Below are 15802 nucleotides of genomic sequence, written 5' to 3'. Positions count from 1 at the left end.
AACAGTGTACACAATCAAACTGTCACAAGTTTGTCGCGGTCGAGAAAATTGGGGCAATCCAGGGGCGGGATCAGAGAATCGGAGCGAACAGCTTGGCGACGTGCATCGCCACCCGCAGCGGCACCGGCGCGGCCAGGAATTCGTCGAGCCCGATACGCCTGGCCTGCGCGAAGTCGGCCTCGAGCATGGCCGCTACGTTGGCGGCAAAGCCCTTGTCGGCGGTCATCACCATCAGCTCGAAGTTGAGGCGGAACGAGCGATTGTCGAGGTTGGCGGTACCGACCGCGGCCGCCTCGTCGTCGATCAGGATGACCTTCTGGTGCAGGAAGCCGGGCTGGTAGCGGTACAGCTTGATACCCGCGTTCACGGCCTGGTACGCGTAGAGGGTGGAGGCGGCATAGACCACGAGATGGTCGGGCCGCGCCGGGATCAGGATGCGCACATCCACACCGCGCAGCACCGCCAGCCGCAGCACGGCAAACACGGCCTCGTCCGGCACGAAGTATGGCGAAGTGATCCACAACCGGTGCCGCGCGGACTGGATCGCCTCGACAAAGAACAGCGAGCAGGTTTCCTGCGAGTCCGCGGGGCCGGACGGCACCACCTGGCAGGTCATGCGCCCACCGGCGTCCGGTGGCGGCGTCAGCAGCTGCGGCACTTCACGCGCGGCCCAGTACCAGTCTTCGGCAAAGGCCATCTGCAGGTCCAGCACAGCGCTGCCGCGCAGCGCGATATGGGTGTCGCGCCACGGCGCCAGCGGCGGGCGCTCGCCCAGGTATTCCACGCCCACGTTATGGCCGCCGACAAAGGCCTCGCGCCCGTCGACGATCACCAGCTTGCGGTGGTTGCGGAAGTTGAGCTGGAAGCGGTTGACGAAGCCGCGGTGCGTGGAGAACGGCCGCGCATCGACGCCAGCCTGCAGCAGCGTGCGCACATATCGGCGCGGCAGCGCGTGGCAGCCGATGCGATCGAACAGGAAATACACCTTGACGCCGGCCCGCGCACGCTCGCACAGCAACGCCTGCAGGCGCTGGCCCAGCGCATCGTCATGGACGATGAAGAACTGAACGATCAGCACCTGCCGGGCCCCTGCGATCGCGGCGAAGATGGCCTCGAAGGTCTGCACGCCGTTGACCAGCAGCTTGACGTCATTGTTGGCCAGGCACGGCATGCCGGTCAGCCGCGGCAGCGCACGCATGCAGGCCTGCGGCGGGGTGTGGACCACGCAGGCGCTGCGCGCCTCGCGCTCGCGCGGGGTCATGCCGTGGCGGATCTCGCGCAGGCGGTCGTCGTTGAAGCGGCGCGCGTCGACATAGCCGGCAAAGGTGCTGCGCCCGAAGATCAGGTAAGGCACCAGCGTGAAGTACGGCATCATCACCAGCGACCCCGCCCACGCGATCGCGCCGGGCGCGGTGCGCACCGTCATGACGGCATGCAGCGCGGCCACTACGCCGACGGCGTGAAAGGCCAGGATGACGAAGGCGATGACACTCGGGCTCTGCAGCATCAGTGGGCTTGAGTCCCCGGACCGGAACGCGATGTGCACTATTTTGGCACAGCGCCGTCCGCTTGTTGACAGCACGGCGACGGCGCCGCACCGGGCTGCCTCCTTTTTTGGCACGCCGATGGGATGACGGCGCCAGGCCGGCATCCGGCTTGCCATCCCCGCCTTGTCCACAGGAACTGTGGACAACTTTTTTCGTCCGCCAACGGACCGGCGCGTCCTTACGCCGGCGCCCTCCGCCCTCGCCTGCTTCGCCCAAATAGCAAAAAGAAGCAATAACCGCAGATCTTTCAGAAATGTCCGATTGTCCTGCGGATCACACCTTTTATACCCTTTGTGCTCGTCGACTTGCGGGATTCTTTGCCGCTCTCGTTGAAACGCCGTGGCAAGCATTCGCGCCGATGCCCGCGGCCCTTCTGTCTATCGCTCCTTCACCTGCCGTCTCCGCTCGGATCGCGGTTCACCGTTCCACTGCTCTGTTCTCGTATGCCGCCGTCGATGAATATTGCGTTGCTGATGGGCAAGTCGCCCCAGCTCCAGGCTGTCTCCGAGCTGCTGGCATGCGCCGGCTTTCGCTACAACATCTTCGAGGCCGGGCGCGACCTGATCCACAGCGTGACCCAGGTGCCCTACGACATGCTGCTGATCGGCGACGATCTGCCCGACATCCCGGCCATCGACGTCGTGCGGGCGGTGCGCGGCGCACGCTCGCGCGACGTGCCCATCATGATGCTGGCGACCGACGCGAGTGAAGACCGCCTGGTCGACGCCCTCGACGCCGGCGCGGATGACTACGTGTGTCGCCCGCTCAGTCCGCGCGTGCTGATGGCGCGCATCGCGGCACTGCGCCGCCGCGTGACCGGCGAGCGATTGCGCCAGGGGCTGGTGGTGCGTGTCGGCGCGTACCAGCTCAACGGCGTGGGCCGCTTTGCCACGCTGCGCGACGAACGCATCGCGCTGACGCCGAAGGCATTCGAGCTGGCCATGCTGCTGTTCTCGAACGTGGGCCGGGTGCTGCCCAACAGCCGCATCGAGCAGACCGTGTGGCGGCAGGAACTGCCGCCGCTGTCGCGGGCGCTGGCCGGGCTGATTTCGCGCCTGCGCAAGACGCTGCGCCTCGGCATCGAGAACGGCGTCACCATCACCGTGGTCTACGCGCATGGCTACCGGCTCGATGTACTGGATGAAGACGCGTCGCCGCGCCTGCCCGCTGCGGGGCGCAAGATCACAGTGCGCAGGCTGATGGGCCGCTAGGGCACTAGGCAGGCAACGTCGCCGCCAGCGACAGGAAATCGAGCACGGCTATGCCCGAGGCCGAGCGTTTGGCCTCGCGCTTGGCCGCCGCGGCCGCCGCGCCGATCTGCTGGCTGCCCAGCCGCTGCAGCCCGGCCACGCCATCGCCACTCACGCACACCACGCCCACTGCCATCGACACCGGCGGGAAGAACACCGGCTGGCCATGGCGGTCCTCGCCTTGCATGCCGCCGGCGGCGCGATCGGCGGCCGAGTACATCGCGCACGCCGCGTCGTTGAAGTGGCGGATCGCGCCCTCGATGCGCGCCCACCAGTCGCCGCTCTGGTACAGCACCAGGAAATCGTCGCCCCCCACGTGGCCAAGGAAATCACGCGCGGGGTCGCAGGCTTCGGCGAGGATCGCGGCCGCGCCCTTGAGCATTTCATCGCCCTTCCAGTAGCCGTACTTGTCGTTGAAAGGCTTGAAGTGGTTCAGGTCGACATAGCAGGCGCGGAACTCGCTCGCGGCCGCGATCAGGCGCTCGATATGCTGGTTCAGCGGGATATTGCCGGGCAGGAAGGTCAGCGGGTTGGCGTAGCGCGCCGCCTCCATGCGCACCTCCGTAATCGCGCGGATCAGGTCCGCGCCGGTGCCCAGGCCGATATAGCGGCCCTGGTCGGTGATGACGAAGCCGTCGGCCAGCGAGCGCGTGTTTTCGCCCGACAGGATCTGCGCCATCACTTCCAGGCTGGCGCGCCGGTCGAAGCAGGCCGGCTCGCGGTTGGCCATGGCGATGCAGGCCTTCTTGCCATACAGCTCGCGGTGGAACGGCGCCGCGTAGCGATCGATAAAGGCCTGCCGGCCGATGATCGCCAGCGGCCGGCCCTCGTCGTTGACCACGGCCACGGCCTGCAACTCGGGCTGGTCCTGGAAGGTGCGCAGCACCGCATCGTTGCTGGTGGCCGGCGATACCGTCGGCGCCGGCCGCAGCAGCCGCCCCGCGGTCATGCCCGACCAGCCCGAACGCACCATCTGCGGAAACACCGCGATATGCCGCGACGCGAGCGCCTGGCGCACCTGCGGCGCCGCCTGCGCGGCTGGATGCACCACGGGCCGGCCCACGTAGTAGCCCTGCGCGCCGGTCACGCCGAGATCGCGGATCACCGCCAGCTCGTCTTCGTTTTCAATGCCTTCGGCGATCACGCGCCCGCCAAAGGCGCTCATCATGCGCAGCACGCCGCGCAGGATCTCCAGCCGGCGCGAGCACGAGGCAATGCCGCGCACCAGCGACTTGTCGATCTTGACGAACTGGGGCGACAGGTGCGCCAGCAGGTCGAGGTTGGCATGCCCCGAGCCGAAATCATCCAGCGCGTATTGCATGCCGAGTTCGCGCAGCACCGACATCGCCTGGCCAAAGCTGACGGCATCGCCGATCGGCGTCTGCTCGGTGACCTCGATCACCAGGCGCGACGGCGCGATGCCGGCCCCCAGCAGCGCTGCCATCAGCCGTCCGCGGTCGGCCAGCAGGTGCCGCAATGTCATCGGGCTGAAGTTCAGGAAGAGCTTGCCCGGCAGGTCCAGGCTGCGCCAGGCGGTCAGCGCGGTGCGGGCCGCTTGTACCTCCAGCGCGATGGTGGCGGCCCCGCCCTGCGCCAGACGGAACAGTGCCTCGGGTGCGGCCCATGGCGAACCCACCGGCCCGCGGATCAGGGCCTCATAACCCAGGATCTGCGCATTGTCGACCTGCACGATCGGCTGGAACACCGCATGCAGCGGTGGAATCCGCGCGAGCGCCGACGCCGGCTCGGCAGTGACGCCAGGCGTGCGGTCGTGCGAGGGCGTGGCGGCGGCGTTGCCGGTCATGACGGGGAATCCGGGGGAGTGGAGCAAGAGGTGGGCGGGCCACATTGCATGACATCCATATGTCAGCACGATGACAGTCCATCTTTAAAACATGTCACGCTGGCGTCACATTGCTGCGTGACCATCCGTGCGCCGCTCCGCCACCGTCCCGCGCAGAGGACGGGGCGTACGGCATTTCGGGTCAACCCCCGGGCCGCGCCTCCTCTGGAATTCGCGCGCCCGTCTGGAGTCATCTCCGTGTTGCAAGTCATCAAGACAAGCCCGCCCGGCCGGGGCCTGGCCGCCGCGCCCGTGCGGCTGGCAGCGCGGCTGGGCCGCCTGCCGCTGGTGGTGCGCCTGTGCGCCGCTTTTGCCCTGGTCTACCTGTTCGGCGCCGCCGTCGGGTTGACCGGCATTGCCAACCTGGTGTCGATCAAGGCACGCACCGATACCCTGTACCAGCAGGACATGCACGGCGCCATCTCGGCCGAGCGCGCGCAGTCGGCCCTGGCCGGCCTGGGCCGCGCGCAGCTGGCGCTGACCATGGCCACCAGCAGCACCGAGCGCGATGCCGCCGCCGCCGACATCGCCGGCGCGCTGGCGCAGCTCGATGCCGCGCTCGCCGGCGTGCGCCAGGCGGGCGCAGCGCCGCCACAGGTGCTGGCACGCGAACGGCAGCGTACCGCCGAACTGATGCAGGGCTACGTCACGCTGCTGCGCAAGCAGCCGCTCGATCCGCTGCAGTTCGACAGCGCGGTCTCGGTCGACGGGCACTTTGTCACCGAGCAATTGCAGTCGCTCAGCCGCCAGGTGGAAGACGTGCGCCGGCTGCAGGAGAAAAAGGCCGCCGCCACCGTGGCCAGCGTGGCAGCCAGCCAGCTGCGCGCGCAGTCGTGGATGGTGGCGCTGCTCGGCGCCAGCCTGCTGGCCGCCGCGGCGCTGGCGTGGGTGGCGGCGCGCAGCCTGCGCGCCGAACTCGGCGGCGAGCCGCGCGACGCGGCCGAGATCGCGCGCCGTATCGCCGCCGGCGACCTGACTGCCACCATCGCGCTGCGCGCTTCGGACCGCAGCAGCATGCTGCACCACGTGGCCGGCATGCGTGACCAGCTCGCCGGCGTGCTGGCGCGCATCCAGGCCTCCACGCACGAGATCACCGCCGCCAGCCAGCAGATTGCCGAAGACAACCAGGCGCTCTCGGCACGCACTAACCAGCAGGCCCGCGCGCTGGACGCCACCACGGACAGCATGCAGACCCTGGCCGCGCGCGTGGCAGACGCCCATGCGCAGGCCACCGAATCGAGCCAGATGGCCAGCCAGGCACGCGCGGCCACCGACGCCGGCGCCGATGTGGTGCGGCAGATGCGCGGCGCCATGGACGCGCTGCATGGCCACTCGCGCCACATCGCCGAGGTCGTCGGCGTGATCCAGGGCATCGCCTTCCAGACCAATATCCTCGCGCTCAATGCCGCCGTGGAAGCGGCCCGTGCCGGCCCCGCGGGCCGGGGCTTTGCGGTGGTCGCGCAGGAAGTGCGCGCGCTGGCGCAGCGCAGTGCCGACGCCGCGCGCGAGATCGGCGGCATCATCGGCACCGCCACCGACGAGATCGAGCAAGGCGCGCGCCTGAGCGGCAACGTGGTGGCGGCGATGGACCGCATTGCCGCCACCGTCGAGCACAGCCACGCACTTGCCGAAGCGCTGCGCACCCTCGCCGACGAGCAGGCCGGCAGCGTGCAGGCGGCAGGCCAGTCGGTGTCGCAACTGCGGCAGACGGCGCAGCAGAATGCGGCGCTGGTCGGCGAACTGGCGGACCAGGCAGCGCGGCTGGATCACCAGGCGGCGGCACTTGCCGACGATGTGGCGCGCTTCCGCTTCTAGTCTTTTGTCGGGAATGTGTCGGGCAGATGTGTCTGCATGAAACATCTGTCATGCCGGGGTAACCGGCATTTACGTCTTGCTCGACAAAGTTACAGATATGTTTCAACTCCACGGGCGCCGGTTACGTGTCAGCCGGGTCCTGGCGGGTAATCTTGCTTCACACCAACTGATCTGGCACCCGCACAGGAAATCATGGCTGAACGAATCATCATGCTGGACATCCCCGGCGTCCTGTACTCCGACCGCTCCCGCGCCCGCCTCGGCGGCATCCCGGATTCGGGCACAGTGCGCGACGTCAGGTTTTTCGATCCCGTGGCACTGGGCTTTGTCCGCCGGCTGTTCGGCGTGGCCGGTGCGCGCGTGGTGGTGTCCGACGCCTGGCGCCGCGGCACGCCGGCTGCGATCCTGCAGCAGCTGGATCTGCAGGTCGAAGGCATGACGCCGCCGGCCGCAGGTGGCCACGGCGCTGAAATCGCCGCATATTTTGCCCAGGGCAACGCCCCGATCCACTACGTGATCATGTCGTGCGCGGCGCCCGAATCGATCCCTGAGCCGCAGCGCGCACACCTGGTGAGCGTGGATCCGGCCGTCGGCCTGACCGTCGACAACTTCCAGCAGGCCCTGGATATCCTGGGCGTTGCCTGCCCTTCCACCGTTGCGCCCGCACCGCGGCTGGACCCGGACCTGAAGGCGAAGCTCGCGCAATTGCAGCAACTGGCTCGCGAAAACCCCGAGCGCTTCAACAGCGCGGCGCGCGCCGGCACCGAGCTGGAACAAAGGCTGGTGCACGCCTGAGCGCGTTTGCAGGTTAATACCGCAGTCCGAACGGGGCGCCAGTATGGCGCCCCGTTCGCCTTTGCTCCCGTCCAGGGGCCCGAGCAGCGCCAGCGCGTGCAGCGCATCGAGGCCGCACTGGGTTCCCGATAAGCCTGAACGGCAGCGTTGCGTCGCTATTCCTCGCCGCTGCGGTCGCGGGGCTTGCCGGGATCGGCCTCGTCCCGCTCCGCACGGTCCTCATGCTTGTGGTGCGGATCTTTGCCGTTGTGCCCCTCCAGCGCCCGGTGCAGCGCCACTTCGAAACGTCCGCCGACCCACAGCAGCGCCATGCCCAGCAGCAGCGCGGTTCCCGTGACCACGTAATTCCCTGCCCCGGCCGCCGCCCCCAGCACCGCAGCCAGCCAGATCGCGGCGGCGGTGGTGAGCCCCTGCGGACGCGCGTGCGCGCCATGCTTGGCGATCACGCCCACCCCCAGGAAGCCGATACCGGTCAGCACACCCTGCAGCACGCGCGACAGCGCATCCGGCGGATGCCCGCCCAGCGTCACCAGGCACACGGCGGTGGCCGCGCCGAGCGACACCAGACCGAGCGTGCGCATGCCGGCCGCCTTGCCGCGCAGGTTGCGGTCCAGCCCGATCAGGGCACCGGTCATGAGCCCGGCAAGCAGGCGCAGCACGAGATCAAGGCTGAACATTTCCATGGTGTCTGGCCGACGCATGCGGGATCGTGTGACGACCATGTGAGCTTACTCCAGCGCAACGTTCCCGTATCATGCTGGCTTGCGCCGGCACTTGCGCCGCCCACAGTCGACTATTGCCCAGAACGCCACCATGCCGCACCTCGTCATCGAACTCACCGAAAACACCCGCCTGAACTGCTCGCCGGACGAGCTGCTCGATGAAGCCAATGCGGCGCTGCTGGCGTCGGGGCAGTTCCAGGAGGCGGACATCAAGTCGCGCTTCATCACCCTGCAGACCTACCGGCAGGGCGTGGATGCCGTGGAGCGCGCATTCGTCCATGCGCGCTTGTCGATCCTTGACGGCCGCGACACCGCCGTGCGCCAGGCGCTGGCGCAGTCGGTGTGCGACGTGATTGCCGAAGCGGTGCGCACCGGCGCCGACGGCAGGCAGAACGTGCAGGTCTCGGTGGAGGTCTGCGAGATGGAACGCGCGACCTTCGCCAAGCAGGTGGTGGCCTGAGCTGCAGGCAAATGGCTGCCAAATAAATGGTTGCCAAATAAAAAGCCCGCGACCATTGTGGCCGCGGGCGGAAGCTTCCGGGGAAGACGCCGGGAGCTGCGTCATGGGGAGCGCCCCCGCACCCATGACCTGACCGATTCTATGGGGGCGTCCGGGGCCCCAGTTTGACGTGGGTTAAATCCGCGCCAGATGGCAAAGCCCCCGTCATCCCGCATCCATCACTTCCTTTGCCGCATCGGCGGTATGCACCCCTTGGGCGGCACCGGCCGTGCCGGGCGAGTCATCTCGCCGCACCGCCTGCACGATCTGTGCAAATGCCGCGTCTGCCTCCGGCATCGGCAGCAGCATCCAGACGTGGAACATCCCCTCATATTCGAAATACTGCAGCGGCAGGCCCTGCCCCTGCGCCAGTTCGCGAAAGCGCCTGCAATCCGGCAGCAGGATGTCGTGCGTGCCGATGAACAGGGTGGTCGGCGGCAGCCCGCGCAGCACGCCGCGCATCGGGCTGACCTGCGGCAACGTCACTGGGTCGGCGCCGGCATAGACCCGCCCACATTCGATGCCCCCGGGACGCGACAGCATCGGGTCGAGCGGTTCCAATGCATCGATACCCGGGTTCTCTCCGGTGGCGTCCAGGAACGGCGACAGCAGGACCAGGCGGCGCGGCAGCGGCTGGGCGCAGTCACGCAGCACCTGCGCCAGCGCCAGTGCCATGCCGCCGCCGGCGGAGTCCCCCATCACCGTCAGGTCGGCATCCGGATAGCGCTGCTGCATGGCCTGCCACAGCGGCAGCATCGCGCCGAACACGTCGCGATGGGTGTGCTCCGGCGCCAATGGATAGATGGGCACCGTCACCGCGCAGCCGAGCGCGTCGACCAGCTTGCCAATGAAATCCCAGTGCTGGCTGACGATGTCGAACACGTAGCCGCCGCCATGCAGGTACAGGATGTGGCGCGCTTTCCCCGAGGCCGTCGCGGTCCTGGGCTGCACGGTATAGACCTCCATCCCCGCCACCCGCTCCAGGCTGACCGCATGCCGGGCGCACAGGCGCTTTGAAGGAAAAGCCCGGCCGGCCTCGCGGCGCCGGTGGATTTCATCATGGAGCGCCTGCGCGCTGGCAAACCGCTGCTTGCGGCGCACCAGGCGCAAGGCCAGCCGCCACAGGCGGCATTGCAAACTGGGCATGTTGTCTCCTCCGGTGCCGGTCTTTCGCCGGCGATTTACTTTGGTCAGGCGCATTCGGCTGTGCCAGCACGAAAAAAAAGAGCCGGCAAGCGGCTCCTTTTTCGTCAGGACAAAGTGGCGCAGATCAGGCTGCGGCGTCCTTCAGCTTCTTCAGCGGACGGACCTTGACCTTGACGCTGGCCGGCTTGGCCGGGAACCAACGCTCTTCGCCCGTGAACGGGTCCTTGCCGAAGCGCTTCTTCTTTGCCGGCACTTGCTGGGCCGTGACCTTCAGCAGGCCGGGCAGCGTGAATTCGCCGGCGCCCTTCTTGTTCAGCGCGCTGATGATGGTGTTTTCCAGGTGAGCCAGCACCGTCTTCACGGCCTTGGCTTCCAGCTGGGTCTGGGCTACCAGGTGAGCGACCAGGCTCGACTTGTTGAAGGTGTCCTTCAGCGGGCGCGCAACGGGCGCAGCAGCGGGAGCAGCCTTCTTGGCCGGCGCGGCCTTCTTGGCGGCAGCCTTCACGGGTGCCTTGGTTGCCGCGGCCTTCTTGGCAGCGGGCTTGGTTGCAGTCTTCGCGGTCGGTTTCGCTTTGGTCGCCATATCGATATACGTGAGTTGAACAATGGATGCCGGCAGATCGTTTTGCATGGCTTGGCAGCGCTGCTGAATCGCCCTGTCGGCGCCCACTGAATCATAGCGGAAACAGCCGTAAGTCAAGGGGTTTTCGTGCATGCGAAACGCAAAACCCCGTGAAAACCCCGTGTTTTGTCGCGGCTTTGCCTCAGTGGAAACGCGAAGAAGGCCTACGTCCCCCCGTTTTGGCGTTTGCGGCGGACGCGCAAACGCCCCGCGCGCAGTGCGATGCGATGCCGTAGCGCAGCGATTTTCCTTCACTCGCCCACGCAAAACGCGAGCAGCGGACCCGCAACCAGGGCGCCGAACGCGATCATCGGCAGGCTCGCATCGGCATGCCGCCATGCGTGCCACAGCGCCGGCAATTCGACCTGCATGCCGAAGATGCTGGCTACGGACAGCAGCGCAAACGGCGCGCCGACGGCCAACGCGAACGTGCGCAGCCGTCGTGTCGGCGGAGATGAAAAATGGCGGGCAGGGGTCTGCGGGTGCGGCATGGCCGGGCTCCTTGGCTGGGATGGCGGCATTGTGGGCACCGGCAGCTGAACGCTGCCTGAGGCTTCCGTTCAGCCCGCGTTCAGGCTTTTTGATGCAAACTTCGGACCATGAAGCGATACTCTGCGGCGCCGCTGCGCCGCCCTGCCCGCGTGCTGATGGCCGGAGCGCTCGCACTGCTGGTGCTGGCGAGCGTGCCGGCTGCGCATGCCGACAAGGATGCCGACCGCGCCCGCGCCGCAGTGCAGTCGGGCGAAATCCTGCCGCTGTCGCGCATCCTGGAGACCGTGTCGAGCCAGTACGCGGGCGACGTGATCGGCGTCGAGCTGGACCGCGACGACGGCATCTGGCAGTACGAGGTCAAGCTGCTGCTGCCGGGCGGCTCGGTGGCCAAGCTCGAATACGACGCGCGCACCGCCGCCCTGCTCAAGGCCAAGGGCCGCGGGCTGGAAGAGGCGCGCAAGAAGCGGTGAGCGCAGGGAGACACAGATGCGCATCTTGCTGGTCGAAGACGAACCCACCCTCTGTGCGCAGGTCCGCGCCAGCCTGGCCGACGCCGGCTATGCGGTCGACACGGCCGCCGACGGCGTGGACGCCTGCCACCTGGGCGAGCAGGAACCTTATGACGCCGTCATCCTCGATCTCGGACTGCCGCGGCTGGACGGGCTCTCGGTGCTGCGCCGCTGGCGCGCCGCGCAGGTCAATGTGCCGGTGCTGATCCTGACCGCGCGCGACAGCTGGACCGAGAAGGTCGAAGGCATCGACGCCGGCGCCGACGACTATCTCGCCAAGCCGTTCCGCATGGAAGAGCTGCTGGCGCGCATCCGTGCGCTGATCCGGCGGGCGCACGGCATGCCCGCACCGGAGCTGCAATGCGGCCCCGTGCGGATGAATCCGCGCGCGGGTAGCGTCACCGTGGACGGCGTGCCGGTGGTGCTGACCTCGCATGAATTCCGCGTGCTGGACTACCTGATGCACCACCCCGGCGCCATCGTCAGCAAGACCACGCTGACGGAACATATCTACGCGCAGGACTTCGAGCGCGACAGCAATACCATCGAGGTCTTTGTCGGCCGGCTGCGCCGCAAGCTTGGCGTGGACGTGATCGAAACCGTGCGCGGACAGGGCTACCGGCTGCGCCCGCCTGCCGGCATGCAGCCCTAGATGCCCGCCCGCCTGCGCCGCTCCCTCGCGCTGCGTCTGCTGGCGGGGGCCGCGATCTGGCTCGCCGGGGCGCTGGGCGTCAGCGGCTGGCTGCTGTCGACGCTGTTCGAGCGCCACGTCAACCAGACCTATGTGCGCCAGCTCGACCACCAGCTGGCGAGCCTGGCCGCGGCGCTGGACTGGAGCGCCGACGGCAAGCTAATGCTCACGCGCACCCCTGCCGATCCCCGCTACGAGCTGCCCTATTCCGGCGCCTACTGGCAGGCGCGCGCGCCCGGTGCGCTGCTGCGTTCGCGCTCGCTGTGGGATACGGAGATGCCGGTGACGGTGGAACGGCACGTGACCGGCACCCAGGCCGACGTGCGTCCCGGTCCCAGCCACCAGTCGCTGCTGGTGGTGTCGCGGCGGCTGGTGCTGGCATCGTCCGACACGCCGGTGGATGTTGCCGTGGCGCTGGACCGCACCGAACTGCGCGCCGCGCGCCGCAGCTTGAACCGCACGCTGGTATGGTCGCTGACGGCGTTGGGGCTGGGGCTGATGCTCGCCGTGGCCGCGCAGGTGAAGTTCGGCCTCGCCCCGCTGGCACGGCTGCGCCGCGCGCTGGGCGCGATGCAGGCCCGGCGCGAGGCGCGCCTGGGCGGCGACTGGCCCTCTGAGGTAGAACCGCTGGTAACCGAGATCAATGCCTTGCTCACGCGCAATGCGCAGGCGCTGGAGCGCTCGCGCGGACAGGCGGCGGACCTGGCGCATGCGGTCAAGACGCCGCTGGCGGTGCTGGCCAACGAGGCCGCGGCGCTGCCGGGCGCGGCGGCGCAAGCCGTGGCGGCGCAGGTCGAAGCGATGCGCCGGCAGGTCGACCGCCACCTGGCGCGCGCCCGTGCCGCTGGCGCTGCCGCGGCACGAGGCGTGCGCATCGACGCCGGCCCGGCGGTGCGGGAGCTGACACGCGCGCTGTCGCGGCTGCACGGCGAGCGCGCGCTGGAGCTGACGGTGGCTGGCGAAGGACACTTTGCCGGGGATCGGCAGGACCTGGTCGAGATGCTCGGCAACCTGCTCGACAACGCCTGCCAGTGGGCGCGCACGCGCGTGCAAGTGACGCTGCGCGAAGCGGATGGGGCGCTGGAAATCCTGGTGGAAGACGATGGCCCCGGCATGCCGCCGCAGGCGCGCGAACTGGCCAACGCACGCTTTGGCCGGCTCGATGAAGCGGCCGCCGGCAGCGGGCTGGGCCTGGCGATCGTTACCGAGATCGCCGCGCTGTATGAAGGCAGCCTGGCGCTGGCGTCGAGCCCGCTGGGCGGGCTGGCGGCGCGGCTGCGGCTGCCGGCGGGATTGGCTTAGAGACTGCCTTAGTGCAGCCTCATTGCGTGCGGGCCGCCATGGCCTCGCGCGTATCGTGCGCCAGGCCCAGTGCAAAAGCGGTTTCGGCCACCAGGAACAGCGGGCCGATCAGCAGCCCGACCAGGTCATCGACAAAGGCCGGCTTGCGCCCCTCGTAGTAGTGGCCGACGAACTGGATGATCCAGCCCACCACGAACAGCCCGACGCCGATCACCAGCCACCAGATGGTCGGCATCGCGGCAATCCGCGCACCGCCATAGAGAAACGCCGCCAGGATCGCCGCCATCGCCACCCCGAAGCCCAGCGACAGGCGCAGGTAGAACAGGCAACACAAGATGTACACCAGCATCGCCGGCGTCAGGTAGGCCGAACCGTCGCCCAGCGCCATCGCCGGGCGTGCCAGCAGCGTCGTCACCGCCAACACGATCATCGGGATGCCGATGAAATGCGTGAAGACGTTGCGCGGGTCGCGATGGTAAGCGGCGTAGTTGGCCAGGTGTTCGATCAGGGTTTTCACGGGGGCGTCTCCTTTGTGCGCGGGCGTGCGCGTCCGGCGCGGCGTGGGCGCCGGTCGCTGCCGTCCGCTGCTGCGCGGCGTGCGCGATGTGGATTTATAGTAGTGGGCGCGTACCGGCCAGGTCTGTCAGGTTTTTGACAGTCCGCTGCGCCGGCGCATGCCGTTGCGTGTGCTGGCAGACACGCCGGCGCAAGCCCCCGCGCAAGCGGGATAACCAGACAGGAGACCGGCATGGGACTGGCGCCCCCTCCGCACCGCCCCCACGCGCATTCCGCCAGCACCGCGCTGCCCGGCACCGCATCGCAGCATGAAGCAGACCCGCTCGCCGCGGTGCGCGCCGGCACCTGGTTCAGCCAGTTGCCGCCAGCGCTGCAACAGGCACTGCTCGACGACGGCACCCTGCGCCGCCTGGTGCCGGGCGAAACGCTGTTTGCCCGCGGCGACCGCTTCGACGGCCTGTACTGTGTCGCCAGCGGCACCGTGCAGATCCACGCCAGCGGCGAATCGGGCAAGGCGGCGCTGCTCGGGCTGCTGGAGCCCGGCACCTGGTTTGGCGAGATCTGCCTGTTCGACGGCCTGCCCCGCACGCACGACGCACGCGCGGTCAGCGCCACCACGCTGTGGCACGTGCCGCGCGCGCCCCTGGAACGACGGCTCGCGCAGCAGCCGGCGTGGTGGCAGGCCTTTGGCCAGTTGCTGGCGGCCAAGACGCGCCAGGCCTTCGACTATGTCGAAGAAGCGCAGCTGCTGCCGCCGGCGGCACGCATTGCCCGGCGCCTGGCCGCGATCGCGCGCGGCTATGGCAACCTGCCGGTGCCGGCGCATGCCGCGCAGCGCGTGCGCATCCCTCAAGAGCAGCTCGCGCAGATGCTCGGGCTGTCGCGCCAGACCGTCAACCACGCGCTGCGCGAACTGGAAGCACGCGGCCTGCTTCGGCTCGAATACGGCGGCATCGAACTGCTCGACCTGCCCGCGCTGGAAGCGCTCAACTGAACCCCTCGCCTCGGAGCCTCGCACACCATGATCTCGCTCGACGCGCCGCAACTGGACGCCTATCTCGCGCGGCTGGGCATCGCCGCCCCGCCCTTGCCCACGCTGGAAGCGCTGGATACCGTGCTGGCCGCGCACCTGGCCAGCATCCCGTTCGAGAACGTCGACCCGCTGCTGCGCCGGCCGGTGCGCATCGAGCCGGACGCGGTCTTCGACAAGCTCGTCACGCAGCGGCGCGGCGGCTATTGCTTCGAACTCAACACGCTGCTGGCGGCGGCGCTGACGGCGCTCGGCTACGCCGTGACACCGCTGGCCGCGCGCGTGCGCTGGGGCGTGCCGGAAGACGTGCCGACCGTCACGTCGCATATGCTGCTGCGCGTGGAAGTGGCGCATCAAAGCTATCTGGCCGATGTCGGCTTTGGCGGCCCCACGCCGTTCCGGGCGATGCCGTTGTCGGCGCCCACCGATGACAGCTTTCCCTACCGGCTGGTCTCGTCGCCGCCCGAAGCGGCTGGCACCGCCTTCCACAGCTATGACCTCGAGGCGCGCGGCGATGCCGGCTGGATCAAGATCTACCGCTTCGACCTGACACCGCAGCCGTGGATCGATTTCGTGCCGCGCAACTGGTACGTGGCGACGCATCCGGACAGCATATTCCTGCACCGGCTGATGGCCGCGCGCACCGACGGCGGCACGCGCGTGACGCTGGCCGATGGCGACCTGGCCGAGCGCGAGCCGGACGGCACCGTGCGGCGCCAGCGGCTGGAAACGCCCGAGGCCGTGGTACAGGTGCTGTCGGCGCGCTTCGGCCTGCAACTTGACGATGCGCTGCGCCGCGAGCTGATGGCCGCCCTGCCGCCGCTGCTGGCTGGCTCCACGGCCGCCTGAAGCGCCTGATCCGCGCCGGCGTTTCGCTGTGCAGCACGCTGCCATGCACGCCGCTCATTGCCCGCAGAAAGAATACTGATATGGCTCGCGCGCGCCCCTCCGGGCTGTGGACTGGGTGCACAGGCACCACCATAATGTCCCGTCGATGCCGCCCGCGTGGCGCATCGCCAGGAC

At 68.7% G+C, this 15802-nt stretch carries 16 protein-coding genes; 9 read left to right on the top strand and 7 right to left on the bottom strand.

Annotated elements, in window-relative coordinates:
- Positions 1-70 precede the first annotated feature (70 nt).
- The gene (gene cls / locus K307_RS11585; RefSeq protein WP_042878338.1) at positions 71-1507 is read right to left on the bottom strand and encodes a cardiolipin synthase; all 1437 of its coding nucleotides are present in this window, start codon (positions 1505-1507) and stop codon (positions 71-73) included.
- Positions 1508-2002: 495 nt separating this feature from the next.
- Between cls and K307_RS11580 the strand changes: the two genes are divergently transcribed.
- Positions 2003-2758 carry a response regulator transcription factor gene (locus K307_RS11580; protein ID WP_051974820.1) on the top strand — a complete coding sequence of 252 codons (756 nt, stop codon included), beginning with the start codon at positions 2003-2005 and terminating at the stop codon, positions 2756-2758.
- A 4-nt stretch (positions 2759-2762) separates the two neighbouring features.
- On the opposite strand, the gene K307_RS11575 is transcribed toward K307_RS11580, so the two are convergent.
- On the bottom strand, positions 2763-4601 hold the full coding sequence (locus tag K307_RS11575) for an EAL domain-containing protein (RefSeq protein ID WP_042878336.1): 1839 nt from the start codon (positions 4599-4601) through the stop codon (positions 2763-2765).
- Between the two features lie 237 nt (positions 4602-4838).
- Here K307_RS11575 and K307_RS11570 point away from each other — a divergent pair, with 237 nt between their 5' ends.
- Entirely contained in the window at positions 4839-6455 is a 1617-nt protein-coding gene (locus K307_RS11570; protein WP_042878335.1) for a methyl-accepting chemotaxis protein, read from the top strand.
- Between the two features lie 192 nt (positions 6456-6647).
- Positions 6648-7250 carry an HAD domain-containing protein gene (locus tag K307_RS11565; RefSeq protein WP_042878333.1) on the top strand — a complete coding sequence of 201 codons (603 nt, stop codon included), beginning with the start codon at positions 6648-6650 and terminating at the stop codon, positions 7248-7250.
- A gap of 155 nt (positions 7251-7405) precedes the next feature.
- On the opposite strand, the gene K307_RS11560 is transcribed toward K307_RS11565, so the two are convergent.
- Positions 7406-7933, bottom strand: a complete 528-nt coding sequence (locus K307_RS11560) for an MgtC/SapB family protein (RefSeq protein ID WP_042881858.1) — start codon at positions 7931-7933, stop codon at positions 7406-7408.
- A gap of 130 nt (positions 7934-8063) precedes the next feature.
- On the opposite strand from K307_RS11560, the gene K307_RS11555 reads away from it, so the two are divergent.
- On the top strand, positions 8064-8432 hold the full coding sequence (locus K307_RS11555) for a 5-carboxymethyl-2-hydroxymuconate Delta-isomerase (RefSeq protein ID WP_042878331.1): 369 nt from the start codon (positions 8064-8066) through the stop codon (positions 8430-8432).
- Positions 8433-8636: 204 nt separating this feature from the next.
- Here the strand turns inward: K307_RS11555 and K307_RS11550 are convergent, their stop codons facing one another.
- The 3 genes from K307_RS11550 to K307_RS11540 all read right to left on the bottom strand — a co-directional run bounded on the left by K307_RS11550 (position 8637) and on the right by K307_RS11540 (position 10730).
- Positions 8637-9617 carry an alpha/beta hydrolase fold domain-containing protein gene (locus K307_RS11550; RefSeq protein WP_042878329.1) on the bottom strand — a complete coding sequence of 327 codons (981 nt, stop codon included), beginning with the start codon at positions 9615-9617 and terminating at the stop codon, positions 8637-8639.
- Between the two features lie 124 nt (positions 9618-9741).
- Positions 9742-10200, bottom strand: coding sequence for an HU family DNA-binding protein (locus K307_RS11545; protein ID WP_042881856.1), 459 nt, complete (start codon positions 10198-10200; stop codon positions 9742-9744).
- Between the two features lie 290 nt (positions 10201-10490).
- Positions 10491-10730 carry a hypothetical protein gene (locus K307_RS11540; protein WP_042878328.1) on the bottom strand — a complete coding sequence of 80 codons (240 nt, stop codon included), beginning with the start codon at positions 10728-10730 and terminating at the stop codon, positions 10491-10493.
- Positions 10731-10838: 108 nt separating this feature from the next.
- Here K307_RS11540 and K307_RS11535 point away from each other — a divergent pair, with 108 nt between their 5' ends.
- Genes K307_RS11535 through K307_RS11525 form a run of 3 tightly spaced genes read left to right on the top strand, consistent with a single transcriptional unit; the run spans position 10839 to position 13233 of the window.
- Complete coding sequence (locus tag K307_RS11535; RefSeq protein WP_051974819.1) at positions 10839-11201, top strand: PepSY domain-containing protein; 363 nt, start codon at positions 10839-10841, stop codon at positions 11199-11201.
- A 16-nt stretch (positions 11202-11217) separates the two neighbouring features.
- Positions 11218-11892 (top strand): response regulator transcription factor, encoded by a 675-nt coding sequence (locus tag K307_RS11530; RefSeq protein WP_042878326.1) that lies wholly within the window; start codon positions 11218-11220, stop codon positions 11890-11892.
- The gene (locus K307_RS11525; RefSeq protein WP_042878324.1) at positions 11893-13233 is read left to right on the top strand and encodes a sensor histidine kinase; all 1341 of its coding nucleotides are present in this window, start codon (positions 11893-11895) and stop codon (positions 13231-13233) included.
- Between the two features lie 19 nt (positions 13234-13252).
- Here K307_RS11525 and K307_RS11520 read toward each other — a convergent pair whose 3' ends face one another.
- Complete coding sequence (locus K307_RS11520) at positions 13253-13750, bottom strand: DUF962 domain-containing protein (RefSeq protein ID WP_042878322.1); 498 nt, start codon at positions 13748-13750, stop codon at positions 13253-13255.
- A 231-nt stretch (positions 13751-13981) separates the two neighbouring features.
- On the opposite strand from K307_RS11520, the gene K307_RS11515 reads away from it, so the two are divergent.
- Entirely contained in the window at positions 13982-14743 is a 762-nt protein-coding gene (locus K307_RS11515; RefSeq protein ID WP_042878320.1) for a Crp/Fnr family transcriptional regulator, read from the top strand.
- 27 nt (positions 14744-14770) lie between these two features.
- A complete protein-coding gene (locus tag K307_RS11510) occupies positions 14771-15628 on the top strand; it encodes an arylamine N-acetyltransferase family protein (protein WP_042878318.1) in 858 nt (285 codons plus the stop codon).
- Positions 15629-15802 lie beyond the last annotated feature (174 nt).

This window comes from Cupriavidus necator A5-1 (assembly GCF_000744095.1).
Classification (GTDB): domain Bacteria; phylum Pseudomonadota; class Gammaproteobacteria; order Burkholderiales; family Burkholderiaceae; genus Cupriavidus; species Cupriavidus necator_A.
The sequence above is the reverse complement of the archived record's forward strand: the minus strand, read 5'-3'. Positions and strand labels throughout refer to the sequence as shown.

Coding starts and splice junctions, on each gene's coding strand:
- cls (WP_042878338.1), bottom strand. CDS start 1,507: ATGCTGCAGAGCCCGAGTGTCATCGCCTTCGTCATCCTGGCCTTTCAC.
- K307_RS11580 (WP_051974820.1), top strand. CDS start 2,003: ATGAATATTGCGTTGCTGATGGGCAAGTCGCCCCAGCTCCAGGCTGTC.
- K307_RS11575 (WP_042878336.1), bottom strand. CDS start 4,601: ATGACCGGCAACGCCGCCGCCACGCCCTCGCACGACCGCACGCCTGGC.
- K307_RS11565 (WP_042878333.1), top strand. CDS start 6,648: ATGGCTGAACGAATCATCATGCTGGACATCCCCGGCGTCCTGTACTCC.
- K307_RS11560 (WP_042881858.1), bottom strand. CDS start 7,933: ATGGAAATGTTCAGCCTTGATCTCGTGCTGCGCCTGCTTGCCGGGCTC.
- K307_RS11555 (WP_042878331.1), top strand. CDS start 8,064: ATGCCGCACCTCGTCATCGAACTCACCGAAAACACCCGCCTGAACTGC.
- K307_RS11550 (WP_042878329.1), bottom strand. CDS start 9,617: ATGCCCAGTTTGCAATGCCGCCTGTGGCGGCTGGCCTTGCGCCTGGTG.
- K307_RS11545 (WP_042881856.1), bottom strand. CDS start 10,200: ATGGCGACCAAAGCGAAACCGACCGCGAAGACTGCAACCAAGCCCGCT.
- K307_RS11540 (WP_042878328.1), bottom strand. CDS start 10,730: ATGCCGCACCCGCAGACCCCTGCCCGCCATTTTTCATCTCCGCCGACA.
- K307_RS11535 (WP_051974819.1), top strand. CDS start 10,839: ATGAAGCGATACTCTGCGGCGCCGCTGCGCCGCCCTGCCCGCGTGCTG.
- K307_RS11530 (WP_042878326.1), top strand. CDS start 11,218: ATGCGCATCTTGCTGGTCGAAGACGAACCCACCCTCTGTGCGCAGGTC.
- K307_RS11525 (WP_042878324.1), top strand. CDS start 11,893: ATGCCCGCCCGCCTGCGCCGCTCCCTCGCGCTGCGTCTGCTGGCGGGG.
- K307_RS11515 (WP_042878320.1), top strand. CDS start 13,982: ATGGGACTGGCGCCCCCTCCGCACCGCCCCCACGCGCATTCCGCCAGC.
- K307_RS11510 (WP_042878318.1), top strand. CDS start 14,771: ATGATCTCGCTCGACGCGCCGCAACTGGACGCCTATCTCGCGCGGCTG.